The following is a 13,244-nucleotide window of genomic DNA, read 5'->3' as shown; positions in this document are numbered from 1 at the left end:
TAATGAAGGTACTAAAGGTTCCAGCGCGCACAATCGCCGTCTTCGTGTTACCTTGCCTGCTTTTGTATGTGTGCTTGGTGTTTGCTCCTATCCTAGTATCCTTTTATACAGGATTGCTACAATGGGACGGAATTACGACTACGAAAACATTTGCTGGACTTGCTAATTTCAAAGAGATGTTTTTTCATGATCCGGTGTTTTGGCCATCTGTAAAGAGAACGTTACTCTATGCTGTGGCTTCCATGGTGGAAATTCCATTTTGTTTGTTGATGGCTATCCTTCTAAATCGGTACGTGAGAAAAGGAAACACTTTAGTTTCTATTTACTTTACGCCGGTTATTTTGTCGGTGGTTATCATTGGACAGCTCTGGAAAACGATCTATGATCCTGTCTCTATGGGCGGGATGTTGAATGGCGTCCTGATCTCTCTTGGGCTGGATAGCTGGACTCACAATTGGATCACAGAACCTAAAATTGCGATGTTCGCGCTTTATGCAGTATCTCTTTGGCAATATTTCGGCTACCATTTGTTGATTCAATATACCGGGGTTCAGAATATCCCGGATGAGCTGTATGAAGCGGCAAAGATTGATGGGGCTGACGGATTCAAAGCCGATCGATATATTACTTTTCCGCTGATTATTCCAATCTTTAAAATATCTATCGTACTCGCCTTTATAGGGTCTTTGCAGGCTTTTGATCTCGTCATGGTTATGACAGCCGGTGGACCCGCTCATGCTACAGATGTTATTTCCACACATATGTACAACAGTTCTTTCTTATCCTTTAAATATGGATATGGTAGTGCTATCGCTTCGTTCTTGGTCATACTGTGCCTTGTGTTTACTGCTAGCATTAATACTATCTTTAATAAGCTTGAGAAAAAATTCAGTTAGCAAAGGAGTGCGCGATCATGCGGAATGTCAAGCATAAACGCCCAAAGCGTCCTTACAAGGACGATGAGCGTTTAAGCGAGAAATATAAGAATAATGTCTTCCGTGAAACTCATACGTTCTTATATTTCAAGAAAGGATTCGTGTATCTTCTCTTTGCGATTCCTGTCGTTACCCAGCTATATCCTCTTCTATGGCTAATGCTCTATTCCTTGAAGACAAATGAAGAGATTTTGGGAGGAAGTTTTTTCTCATTTCCTAAAGTATTTCAGTGGCATAATTATAGCGAGGCTTATAAGTCCGGTAGCTATCTAAAATATTTATCTAACAGTGTATTGGTTACCGGTGTAACAATGATCTTCGTCATCCTGCTTAGCTCGATGGTAGCTTACGCGATCTCACGGTTCCGTTGGCGTTACGGCAACTTGGTCATGACGATCTTCTTAATGGGGATGATGATTCCCATGCAGGCCACTTTGCTCCCGCTGATGATCATTTTCAAAAATATGCATATTCTGAATACGCACTTATCGCTCATATTGCCTTATGTTGCTTTTTCAACCCCTATAGCGGTGTTCATATTAAGTGGGTTTATGAAGAGCATTCCGCATGAAATCGAAGAATCAGCCTTTATTGATGGGGCGAGCGTATATCGGATCTTCCGCACGATCATTCTTCCTGTATCCGTACCACCGGTAATGACTGTGTGTATTCTAACGTTCATCAACATCTGGAATGAGTATATCTTAGCGGCCACCTTCATTTCTTCCGAGAAATTGAAGACCTTGCCCTTTGGCGTGTACACATTCGTTAGTCAGTATTCTGTAAACTATGGGAATATCGGCGCATTTCTAGTGATGGGTGCGTTACCCGTCATTTTAATCTATTTCTTCTTATCCAATCAGATTACAAAAGGAATGGTGGCGGGAGCAGTAAAAGGATAAATCGATATTGCAAATTACAATAATGGAATTATAATGAAGAAGCAGCAGGACAGATGAGTTTGAGGAGGGAAGCCTTTTTGAGAAACAGCTTTCATTCCATCCACCATCGATTGTTTTTGCTGTTTCTTTTTTGTATGTCTAGCATTCTATTAATTGTGAGTTTGCTCTATTACAACCGCACAACTGTACAGTTTCATGAGAAAATAAGTGATTTATCGCAGAAGAATGTCGCTCAGACGGCGGATCTATTTAGCTTACTGTACAAAGGGTATGATAGTCTCTCTAAATCACTCAGCAATAACTTTGAATTGATACGTTTGATTAATGAGACAAGCACTGAGCCCGCGGTAGCTTACATCAATGAACAGACGATTACCAATATTTTAGGAGCTATATTTTATTCTCGGGATGATCTCGTAGGTATTCATGTCATTACAGATAAAGGTAAGATCTATAATTACGGAAACTATATGAATGTGGTTGATCCCGAATATATGAAGGAAGATTGGTACCATCAGCTGCAAGCTTCCTCCGGTAAAATGGTCTGGCTCGGCGTCTATGAACATTCTCTTATCGATCAAGTGGAGGATAGTCCTGTGTTTGCCTTCGGCCGTCAGATTTACGATCTCAATGAACACAAACCGATTGGCATTGTTCTGTACGAGATGAATCCGAAGCCTGTTCTGGATGCGCTGGATAATGTGAAGCTGGGTGAGCATAGCCAGGTATACTTAATGTCGCAGGATGGACGATTCGTATCCTCTGCCGAAGATCAGGAACCTGATTTAACTCAGCTCCCGTCTTTGCAGAACTCCCAGAATGTTGTGGTCGAACAGACAGCCAATCGTCTGCTTGTCGCTTCTAAACTGTCCTTCTCAGGTTGGTGGGTGCTTAGTATCACACCTAATCGCGACCTGAATGTAGAGTTGGTAGAGATGAAACGTTATCTGTTCATTGTATTTTCGATTCTTGTTCTCGTCTCTACTTTGATAGCTTCTATTGTTTCACGAACGATTTCTTTGCCGCTTAAAAAGGTGATTCGTGAGATGAAGCAGGTGGAGATCGGTAATTTTCGTGGAATGGTGAATGTTTCTTCTTATCAAGAGATTAATATTCTTGTTGCTTCGTTTAATCGGATGGTTCGCCGAATCGAAGAACTAATCGAGCGGGTAAAACTTTCTTCCGTCAGTGAGAAGAATGCTGAGCTTCATGCCTTGCAATCTCAAGTGAACCCACATTTTCTATACAATACTCTGGATATGATTTATTGGATGCTGGATGAGGAAGGGAATGAGCAACTGGGTGAACTTGTTCTCTCGCTATCTTCGATGTTCCGGTACAGCAGTCATTGGGAAGTTGACGTAGAAGTCACGCTACGGGAAGAACTGGAACAAATCGGGCACTATTTAAATATTATTTCTATCCGGCTGGAAGGTCGTCTGCGGATTGAGATAAATATAGATGAACGATGGCTTGAGGTTCGCCTTCCCAAGATGACTGTACAACCGGTCATTGAAAATGCTGTGAAACATGGATTAGAATCGCTTGATCGTCAAGGTATTCTGAAGGTGAGTATACTTGAAGAAGCTGGAGTGCTGAACATCGTCGTTCAAGATAATGGCAAAGGTATGGATGCAGAGAAGCTGAATGCGCTGGTGGAATCCTTGGATCGACCAACAACGAAAGAAAATGGAAAAATGGGGATAGGTCTTCAAAATCTACATCGGCGGCTCCAGCATATGTTCGGAGAATCCTATGGTCTTGTGATTCGAAGCTTACCTGGAGAAGGAACCGAGGTTTCTATCATGCTGCCGATTCCGCAGGAAGGAGAGCGTAGTCGTGAACATTCTCATAGCTGATGATGAACGGGTGATCCGAGAAGGCATTAAGCGCACTATAAGAAGTATTTATCCAGATTATTGTGTACATGTTGCTGCGTCGACAGAAGAAGCTGTCAAGATTATGGAGGAACAGTCCATCCATATCGTCTTAACAGATATTCTTATGCCCGGTATGAATGGCCTAGAGTTCATGAGGATTTCTAAGCGTCGGTATCCTTATGTCAAATGGGTGGTCATCTCTGCACACAGTGAGTTCGCCTATGCGCAGGAGGCCGTTCGTCTTGGAGCGAGAGATTATCTACTAAAGCCGATCGGTAAAAGCAAGCTACTTGAGATTATTAGTAACTTATCGCTAGAAATAGAACAGGATCATAAACTTATTAAAGATGAAGACCGATTAAGGTCAAGTCTGAAATATTTAAGAGAAGGTGTATTTCAGAGGCTCGCTTCTGGTTATAATCTCGGTAATTTAGACATCAGCCAATTAATAGAAGATCATCAATGCTTCTATTTGATTTTGCTACAAATGGATGCGGGTGATAAAAACATTCGGATAGAACATTTTATTGTAGAGAATGTGTTAACTGAGCTGATAGAGCGGGACGGGAGCGGGTTTGTGGTCAGCTATGACCGCCAGAGTCTGCTGGGATTAATCACTTTAAGAGAAGAAGCACGATTAGAATCTTTTCTTGAAGATGGGCGGACCTATTTGAAGCAATATTTAAAAACACCCTTCCAAATGATACATTCCGGACTTAGCTACGATATAAATACTGTACCTCAGATCGTAACGAGCTTAAGAGAGGCAGTGAATTCGCAAGTGTTGGATTTAACGCCAGCGAAAGGTAGTGGCGAAAAAGCCATAGACATCGCATTGCAGTATGTAAAAGAACACTATTTCGAAGACCTTACTTTGGAAAAGATTGCTTCCGTTGTATTTCTGAATCCGGTCTACTTCAGTCAATTATTTAAACAGAAGACGGGTCAAGGTTATAAAGAATACGTGACATCCTTACGATTGGAGCAAGCAAAGCTGCTGCTAGTAAACTCGAAGCTTAAGGTGGCAGAAATCGCTGAACGTATTGGATATCAGGACATGCGACATTTTACACAGATGTTCCGCAAGCGGTTCCTAGTAACTCCGACGGAGTATCGTCAGCAGCTTAACAATGGAACCTACTGAATTTTGTTCTTAGGAAAGAAAAAGGATCTCTGCAGCCATTAGGGTGGCTATAGAGATCTTTTTTTGTGTATAGGTCAGTATGGGTAACCAGAAGCTGCGTATATAAAAATAACGAAAAATAAAATTAATATGGCGTAAAGTAGAGTGCCGACAATCCCGCATACCAGACCCGCAATAGCTAAGCCTCTTCCTTGCTCATACCGAATCCGTATTTCTCTAAGGGATAGGGCAGACAGAATAACCGCTACAATCCCTAACAAAAATCCGATATAAGGAACAATTATGGAAAGCACTCCTAAGACGAAACCAGCAATTGACTTTCCATTCATCGGTGTTGGTGGGGGCGGGGGAGGATAATAGTTTTGATTCTCGTTCGGCCCATAACTCATTCAAATCACCTCCTATCAAGCGTGTTATTGGATATAGTTAATCCAGTGTTCTAGCTGTACACAAGGAGCGAGTCCAATAGATTCAGCTAGTCTGATGGAAGCTTGATTTGTTTCAAGCACATGATAGCGTGGAATAAACCCTCGTTCTAACGTTACTTGTATGGCGGTTTGGACCACCTTTTTCGCATATCCGTTTCTTTGAGAGGATTCTAAAGTATGTACAGCGCCGATTTCCCAGATGGTTTCTTCATTACGGAACGCTAAGCAGGTACTGACCGGATTGTCGCCTAGGAAAATTGACACGGAAAAAGCACCATATTGAAAATAGTCTTCTATTTCGTCTTTCGTGTAATGATTAGCGGCCCACAGCGGAATTAATCTGTCGTCAACCACATGACTGATAACAACTTCTTCGTCCTTCGGAAAGATTTGTCCCTCAGTTGTACTGTATGAGTAGAAACCCCGGACTTTCTCCATTGAAAAATATGAAGACAATGCCTCTTTGTATTTCACGTCTTGCAGTTTAAATACAAATTTTGCTTGCGGAGGCAGCAGTTGAAACAGCGCCGGAAATACATCTGGGCTGCTGTAATCCATAAATGCGATGTAATCCGCTTGAGGATATACTCTATGATCATATGCGTAGGCTGAGGCAGGAAGAAGCAATAAAACACCCCATTGATTTCCTTGCTCGACAAGATGAGACTCCATGACTTCGTGGAATGAGGTTAGCATTTTTAATAGACTGACATTCTTCAATGGTTCCTTGCGCAATCTGGTCATAATTCGGTCATTCTGGTGCATGTTATTTACTCCTCACTCCGTATATTTCAATATAATTTGTACTTATGCAGAATCATTATATTTAGGATAATTATTATATCGCAGACATACGTTAGCTTGACAGTGACTGCTATAATGTATTAGGAAAATAAAGCTTGCTGTTTGATGCAGCATACGTAATCGGAGGCACAGAATTTCATGACACAATCTATCACACCCGCTGCAGTTCGTGTAGGAGGAGGCCTAACTAAACAATTCATACTTATTTTAGCCATTGCATCAGGATTAAGCGTCGCAAATATGTATTACAATCAGCCCCTTTTGGCCGATATAGGACGAACATTCCATGCATCCTCTAACGCAGTAGGATATGTATCGATGCTTACTCAGATCGGTTATGCGCTTGGGATGTTATTCTTTGTTCCGTTAGGCGACATTCGTGAACGAAGAACACTAATATCCGGACTTCTTATTGCTGTATCACTATCACTTGTTGGTTTCGCTACAGCTCAGAACCTTATTTGGATGTATATCGCCAGTTTTGCTATTGGCATAACTACGGTGGTGCCGCAGGTCATCATTCCTCTCTCGGCGGAGCTCGCTTTGCCAGAAGAAAGAGGTAAGGTTATTGGAACCGTAATGAGCGGGCTATTTTTTGGTATTTTGCTGGCAAGAACGATATCCGGAATTATAGGAGATCTGTTCGGCTGGAGAGCCATGTACTGGATTGCCGCAGTTATAATGCTATTGTTATCCCTTATCTTATACCAACTAATTCCAAAGAAGAAACCAGAAAATAATTCATCCTATACGGATCTACTGAAATCAATGGGGAATTTGATTGGCAGATATTCGACGCTTCGTGAAGCATCACTGATTGGTGCTTGTATGTTTGGTGGCTTCAGCGTGTTCTGGACTTCACTGGCTTTCTTTCTAGAAGGTGAACCTTACCACTATAGTAGCTCTATCACAGGCTTGTTTGGGTTGATCGGTGTAGCAGGTGCTGCGGGTGCTCCATTTATCGGGAGGTTAGCTGACAGAATCGCACCGAAAAAGATAGTAGGTATACTACTGTTGCTGACATTGATTGCTTATGGATTCTTCGGTTTAGCTGGATTTACAATTTGGAGCCTGATTGCCGGTGTTATTATTCTGGATCTTGGAGTACAAGGGTCACAGGTTAGTAACCAAACACGGATCTATGCACTTGAGCCGGCGGCGCGCAGCCGAATAAATACTGTGTTTATGGTCAGCACTTTTACAGGTGGAGCTATTGGATCAACACTAGGAAGCTTTGCATGGCAGCATTGGGGCTGGAGTGGCGTTTGCTTGATGGGTGGAATGCTAATTGTGGCCGCTATATGTATATGGATAGTCTATAGAGGAATTGAGAAGAAGACATTCAACGCAGGAGGTGCATGAGTATCGCTCAGAAGACGAAAGTCGTAGAAGTTGTCCCGTATGATCCAGAGTGGAAGGTAGAATTCGATAGAATAAGAGAACAGTTGTTATCTTATGTTGGCGACCTCATTATTACGATAGAGCATGTGGGGAGTACTTCCATTGAAGGGCTTGCTGCTAAACCCATCATAGATCTTGATCTTGTAATGGATAGCTACGATGTACTCCCACAAATCATAGAACGTTTACAACAGCATGGCTATGAACATCAAGGAAACTTGGGAATCGAGGGCAGAGAAGCCTTCGAAAGACGTCAAGCAGACGGATTTATGAAATATCATCTGTATGCATGCCCTAAGGATGGAAAAGGGTATTTAGAGCATATCGCTTTTAGAGACTATCTCCGTTCAAATGCGGTAGCGCGTCAAGCATATGCAGAGGTCAAACAGCGTCTGGCAGAACAACACCGCTACGATATGGATGCTTACTGTGAGGGAAAAACAGCGTTTGTCACCTCGATTTTATCGAAAACCATGAAATAACCCATAAGCAATCATGTGCCAGATCGAAGATGGTTTCGATATTCACTGGGGGACATGCCGCTCCATTTACGGAACTGTTTGGAGAAATACAACGCGTCATTGAAACCGACCGAAGAGGATACCTGGTCGATGGTGAGCGTTCCTCCAAGCAGTTCCTTTGCTTTATCCATGCGAACCTTTAACAAATATTGCTTGGGTGACATTCCTATCTTTTGCTTAAAGGCCTTAGAGAGGTGTGCCCTATGATAACCAAGAGAGGACGCCATGTGGTCGATACTGATCTGTTGATGAAATTGGAGAGAGATCCAGCGGATCGCTTGATTGATCTGGCGGTCGATAACATCCGGTAATTGTGCGGATTTAGGTGTGAGCGAACCTATGTTCGCAAGGCCGAATTTGTGCACCAAAAGGCGCAGCCACCCAGAAGCCTCCAAACTTTCCAACCTTGGATAAGCAGACTGCTGAAAGGAAAAACGAATATGTTCATACAAGTTATGTATCTCTATAAGGTTATCTAAGTGTATTAACGGCTTGTCCGGTGTAATCCCCACTTCTTTAAATAGCTGCTGAACAGCTTCTCCTTGCAAGGCTACCCATACATAAGTCCAAGGCTGTTCCATGTCTGCCTGATAGCTGAATAATGCCCCTGGGAAAATAACAAAGGTATCTCCCGTACCACATACATGAGAATTACTTCCACTCTGAAACACACCCTTTCCATCCATTACGGTATGTATAAGGTAGTAATCGTGAACAGAAGGCCCCATCTTATGTCCCGGGACCGGTTTACCTTCTCCGCTGAACAATACAGTCAGGTCGGGTTCATCAGGAGCAAGATTAAACCCTGCTGTGAAATGATAATGCTCTGAAGCCATTTGCTTCTGACCTCCTATACGTGATTTGAATTACATTTAGATTATAGGACGGACCACTTAAATGCAACAAACATCCATATATGAATTGTATTTCTCCATACTCATTGAGATCGCTCTCATTTATAGTGAATAGTGAAGAGAGAGACGGATACCCTCTGACATCCTAGTGTTTATAAGGACAATTCATCGAGGTTTTCGGAGTGGTTAGCGATGTCGAGACCGTAGAACTCACTACTTAAGGAGGAATATTTCACATGTCCAAAATTACATTTATCGGAGCGGGCAGTACTGTATTTGCAAAAAACGTTTTAGGAGATTGCATGAGAACTCCAGCCCTTCAAGGCTTTGAGCTTGCCCTATATGATATTGATCTTCAGCGCCTAAAAGATTCCGAGAATATGCTGAGTAATATAAAAGCAAGTAGTGGCAGTACTTGTATCGTGAAATCCTATACGGATCGCAAGGAAGCTTTACGTGGAGCTAAATATGTGATTAATGCGATTCAGGTCGGCGGTTACGATCCTTGTACCATTACAGACTTTGAAATTCCGAAGAAATATGGCTTGCGTCAGACGATTGCGGACACGGTTGGTATCGGTGGCATTTTCCGCAACTTACGTACGATTCCTGTCATGCTTGATTTTGCTGCAGATGTGAGAGAGGTTTGTCCAGATGCACTCTTTATGAACTATACGAATCCAATGGCTGTATTGACGAATGTGATGAACACTTATGGTGGTGTGAATACCGTTGGATTATGTCATAGCGTACAGCATTGTATTCCAGGCTTATTCGAGCATCTGGGAATAGATCAGACAGGTGTACAGGCTAAGATTGCCGGTATTAACCATATGGCTTGGCTACTCGAGGTTACGAAGGACGGAGAGGACTTATATCCGGAAATCAAACGCCGCGCTGCTGAGAAGCAGAAAGAACATCACTGGGACATGGTTCGTTATGAAATGATGCTTAAATTTGGTTACTACATTACGGAGTCTTCAGAACATAACGCAGAGTATCATCCTTATTTTATCAAGCGTAATTATCCAGAGCTCATCGAACGGTTTCAAATTCCACTCGACGAGTACCCACGCCGCTGTGTAGAACAAATTGAACGGTGGCAGAAAATGCGTGAAGAATTAGTAAATAACAAAGAGCTTGTACATGAACGTTCGCATGAATATGCGTCCTACATTATGGAAGCCATCGAAACGAACGTACCTTTCAAAATTGGTGGTAATGTTATGAATACAGGTCTTATCACCAATCTTCCGAAAGAGGCATGTGTAGAAGTTCCGTGCCTTGTAGATCGTAGTGGCGTCACTCCAACCTTCGTGGGAGATCTGCCTCCGCAGTGTGCCGCACTGAATCGTACGAACATTAATACACAATTATTAACAATCGAAGCAGCGATTACTCATAAGAGAGAGCATATTTATCACGCAGCTATGCTCGATCCGCACACTGCCGCCGAACTGTCGATGGATGACATTACAAATATGTGTGATGAGCTGATCACGGCCCATGGAGATTGGCTGCCCGCGTATAAATAAATTGCATATTTCTAAAATTCTAAAGAAAGCCTGAGAAATCAGGCTTTTTTTGCTTATCTGTCTAGGACAACTGGGGTCCTACGGAATACACATATATGGACACCTAAATGCGGAGGTGAGGCATGATGATCATTGAGAATTATACCTTAGCATCGTTCACATCCCATGCCACCCCTTATTACGTGATCAGTGGTGGGCTCCCTGGTCCTGTGTTTATGGTGGTGTCCGGCATACACGGGAATGAAACGGCAAGCATTCGTGCGGCGAAAAACATCGTGAATCACTTAAGACAAGGAGAACTATATATTTACCGTGGTACGCTTATTATTGTTCCCCTCATGAATCAAAAAGCCTATCGTAAACGAATTCGGGGCGTGCCGGATTTGAACCGAACGTTTCCACGTACTCGGAATGGATCTGCCAAACATCCGTTATCCGTAGCCTTGCTTCAATTAGTACGGCGTTATCGCCCCACCTGGTACCTTGATCTCCATGAAGCGAACGGTTTGTCTCAAAGAAATCCGAAACGCCTCGGTCAGTCTATAATAATTAAGCAGGGGAGCCAAGGAACGGTTACGGCAAGACGTATCATAAAAGACATTAATCGTACAATCGCTAAACCTTCTTATCATTTTAATATCCGTTTACGAGAACGCCCTGGCTCGTCACGTTCAGCCGTCTCCCGTATCATAGGAGCGAAGGCATTTACTGTGGAAACCTGCTGGAGTCTTGATCGTGACCTTCGTATTCGCTATCAGATAGACATTGTTAGTCGCTTTTTAAGAAGTGCTGGATTGATGTGGTGATGATTATATATGCTGAATGTCAAGCAAGCTGACCCTGAGTTCATAGGAATCGGCTTGTTTTTTGTGGATTTTGAAAGATCATTGACAACAAAGAGCATAGTGTATATATTACATATATACATTGAACACACATAAACTAGGAGTGAGGGCACGAGTTCATGAACATATTGATATCCAACACTTCCGGTGAGCCCATCTATGCACAGATTGTAAGTCAGATCCGCCAGATGATCCTGCAAGGAGAGTTAGTCTCAGGCACGCCTTTACCTTCTATTCGACTGTTAGCCAAAGAGCTGCAGATTAGCGTAATTACAACAAAACGAGCTTATGAAGAACTGGAGAGAGAAGGGCTTATCAATTCCATTGTGGGAAAGGGCTCCTTTGTTTCTGGTGCAGATCAGGAGTTTATTCGGGAACAACGGTTACGGATCATGGAGAACAAAATGAAGGAGATTATCGACGAGAGTAAAATGTTAGGGATTGATTTTGCTGAGTTCAGTGAGATGTTGAAATTGCTGTATGAGGAGGAGACAGAATGAACGATGTCATTCAATTGAATCAAATATCTAAAAAATATGGCCATTTTAGCCTATGCGAACTTACGTTCGGTATCAAGGAAGGATATATTACGGGGTTAATAGGACCCAATGGGGCAGGGAAAACAACTTTAATTAAAATGATGATGGGTATGGTACAACCCGACCAAGGAAGTATCGAGATTTTCGGCAAAGAAACAACCGTAAAGAATGCAAAGTACAAAGAGCGAATTGGGTATGTTTCCGATGAGAACTACTTTTACGATCAATTAACCATCGATCAGATGAGTAAGATGATTGCTCCCTTTTATAGTCAGTGGGATAAAGAGACTTATAGGAAATACATAGAGATGTTTAAGCTTTCCCCGCGGAAAAAGATTAAAGAACTCTCTAAAGGGATGAAAATGAAGTATTCGCTCGCCATTGCTTTATCACACGGTGCAGATCTGCTCATCATGGACGAACCTACTGCAGGTCTTGATCCCATATTCCGAAGAGAACTGCTCGATCTGCTTAGTGAACATATCCAGGATGAGAAGAAATCTATTCTTTTCTCCACGCATAACACGACTGATTTAGACCGGATAGCGGATTATATTGTTTTTGTAAATGAGGGGCGGCTAGTATTTAATGAGATGAAAGAATCTCTACCTAATAAATATATGCTGGTAAAAGGCAACAAAGAGTTGCTTGATCGAGATGTGCGGAAGTGTTTCATTGGGATTAGAGAGACAGCACTTGGTTTTGAGGGGCTTCTTAACCACAATTCTGAGGAGGCGCGGTATTTTAGAGATCAAGCGATATGCGAAATACCTACCCTGGAAGAAATCATGTATTTTACGGTAAAGAGAAACGCTTTGTATGTCTAATCTCTTGCTGTTGATTCGGAAAGACATTATTCTCCTGCGGAATTTCATCCCTTTATTTCTCTTGAGTATTTTGTTTGTCGCATATATACAATTGGATAGCTCCAGTATGTTTGCTACATTTCAATCTTTACTATTGCTCGTATACTCCTGTTCAATGGATGCACAGAATAACAACACAAAGTTTGTTATAGGACTGCCAGTAAGTCGGCAAGAGATTGTCTTGGCTAAATACTTATCACTGATTCCTTATAGTTTCATCGGTTTAGTTTGCTCTTTAGCTTTGTTTCTAATTTCCTTTTCATTTGGATATTCCATTAGCCCAGTGTATTGGATAGGGGTATCTTTAACGTTGCTTATGATTCCTTTGACTGCGTCTATTTATCTGCCGATTCATTATTGGCTTGGTTACAAAAACTATTACTTCAATATCTTCTTTAATGTAGTTATAACGATAACCACCATAAACGCTGGGTCTTCACTCTCACATTCATCAGTTTTCTCAAAAATAACCCATTTAAAGCTGCAAGATCATCTAATGCAGATAAGTTTGATAGGGATCGTTTATCTATTCATCTTGTACTTCTCATATAAGATTTCACTACGATTGTTTTGCAGGGAAGAGTTATAAG

14 protein-coding genes are annotated in these 13,244 nt (G+C 42.1%); 11 read left to right on the top strand and 3 right to left on the bottom strand.

Annotated elements, in window-relative coordinates; translation table 11 throughout:
• The first annotated feature begins 2 nt into the window (after positions 1–2).
• The 4 genes from L1028_RS15330 (at position 3) to L1028_RS15315 (ending at position 4,861) form a co-directional block, all read left to right on the top strand.
• A complete protein-coding gene (locus L1028_RS15330) occupies positions 3–896 on the top strand; it encodes a carbohydrate ABC transporter permease (protein WP_042188566.1) in 894 nt (297 codons plus the stop codon).
• Between the two features lie 17 nt (positions 897–913).
• Positions 914–1,837 carry a carbohydrate ABC transporter permease gene (locus L1028_RS15325; RefSeq protein WP_234535247.1) on the top strand — a complete coding sequence of 308 codons (924 nt, stop codon included), beginning with the start codon at positions 914–916 and terminating at the stop codon, positions 1,835–1,837.
• Positions 1,838–1,914: 77 nt separating this feature from the next.
• A complete protein-coding gene (locus L1028_RS15320; protein WP_234535244.1) occupies positions 1,915–3,696 on the top strand; it encodes a cache domain-containing sensor histidine kinase in 1,782 nt (593 codons plus the stop codon).
• The gene (locus L1028_RS15315; RefSeq protein ID WP_234535242.1) at positions 3,677–4,861 is read left to right on the top strand and encodes a response regulator; all 1,185 of its coding nucleotides are present in this window, start codon (positions 3,677–3,679) and stop codon (positions 4,859–4,861) included. The genes L1028_RS15320 and L1028_RS15315 overlap by 20 nt, the downstream gene beginning before the upstream one ends.
• Positions 4,862–4,935: 74 nt before the next feature.
• On the opposite strand, the gene L1028_RS15310 is transcribed toward L1028_RS15315, so the two are convergent.
• Entirely contained in the window at positions 4,936–5,250 is a 315-nt protein-coding gene (locus tag L1028_RS15310) for a DUF4190 domain-containing protein (protein ID WP_234535240.1), read from the bottom strand.
• 24 nt (positions 5,251–5,274) lie between these two features.
• On the bottom strand, positions 5,275–6,054 hold the full coding sequence (locus tag L1028_RS15305) for a GNAT family N-acetyltransferase (protein ID WP_234535238.1): 780 nt from the start codon (positions 6,052–6,054) through the stop codon (positions 5,275–5,277).
• 177 nt (positions 6,055–6,231) lie between these two features.
• On the opposite strand from L1028_RS15305, the gene L1028_RS15300 reads away from it, so the two are divergent.
• A complete protein-coding gene (locus L1028_RS15300; RefSeq protein ID WP_234535236.1) occupies positions 6,232–7,455 on the top strand; it encodes an MFS transporter in 1,224 nt (407 codons plus the stop codon).
• A complete protein-coding gene (locus L1028_RS15295; protein ID WP_234535235.1) occupies positions 7,452–7,976 on the top strand; it encodes a GrpB family protein in 525 nt (174 codons plus the stop codon). Before L1028_RS15300 ends, L1028_RS15295 begins: the two co-directional genes overlap by 4 nt.
• Positions 7,977–7,987: 11 nt before the next feature.
• On the opposite strand, the gene L1028_RS15290 is transcribed toward L1028_RS15295, so the two are convergent.
• Complete coding sequence (locus L1028_RS15290) at positions 7,988–8,851, bottom strand: AraC family transcriptional regulator (RefSeq protein WP_234535232.1); 864 nt, start codon at positions 8,849–8,851, stop codon at positions 7,988–7,990.
• A 254-nt stretch (positions 8,852–9,105) separates the two neighbouring features.
• Between L1028_RS15290 and melA the strand changes: the two genes are divergently transcribed.
• The 5 genes from melA to L1028_RS31705 all read left to right on the top strand — a co-directional run bounded on the left by melA (position 9,106) and on the right by L1028_RS31705 (position 13,243).
• Positions 9,106–10,404, top strand: coding sequence for an alpha-glucosidase/alpha-galactosidase (gene melA, locus L1028_RS15285; protein WP_234535230.1), 1,299 nt, complete (start codon positions 9,106–9,108; stop codon positions 10,402–10,404).
• A gap of 125 nt (positions 10,405–10,529) precedes the next feature.
• The gene (locus tag L1028_RS15280; protein WP_234535421.1) at positions 10,530–11,210 is read left to right on the top strand and encodes a M14 family metallopeptidase; all 681 of its coding nucleotides are present in this window, start codon (positions 10,530–10,532) and stop codon (positions 11,208–11,210) included.
• 158 nt (positions 11,211–11,368) lie between these two features.
• A complete protein-coding gene (locus L1028_RS15275; RefSeq protein WP_042188506.1) occupies positions 11,369–11,749 on the top strand; it encodes a GntR family transcriptional regulator in 381 nt (126 codons plus the stop codon).
• Complete coding sequence (locus L1028_RS15270) at positions 11,746–12,615, top strand: ABC transporter ATP-binding protein (protein ID WP_234535228.1); 870 nt, start codon at positions 11,746–11,748, stop codon at positions 12,613–12,615. The genes L1028_RS15275 and L1028_RS15270 overlap by 4 nt, the downstream gene beginning before the upstream one ends.
• Positions 12,608–13,243 carry an ABC-2 transporter permease gene (locus L1028_RS31705; RefSeq protein WP_423803049.1) on the top strand — a complete coding sequence of 212 codons (636 nt, stop codon included), beginning with the start codon at positions 12,608–12,610 and terminating at the stop codon, positions 13,241–13,243. Before L1028_RS15270 ends, L1028_RS31705 begins: the two co-directional genes overlap by 8 nt.
• Position 13,244 lies beyond the last annotated feature (1 nt).

Origin of the sequence: Paenibacillus pseudetheri, from assembly GCF_924513355.1 — a bacterium.
In the GTDB taxonomy this organism is placed as follows: Bacteria; Bacillota; Bacilli; order Paenibacillales; family Paenibacillaceae; genus Paenibacillus_AQ; species Paenibacillus_AQ pseudetheri.
Note: the sequence above shows the minus strand (reverse complement) of the source record. Positions and strands in the feature narration are given on the sequence as shown.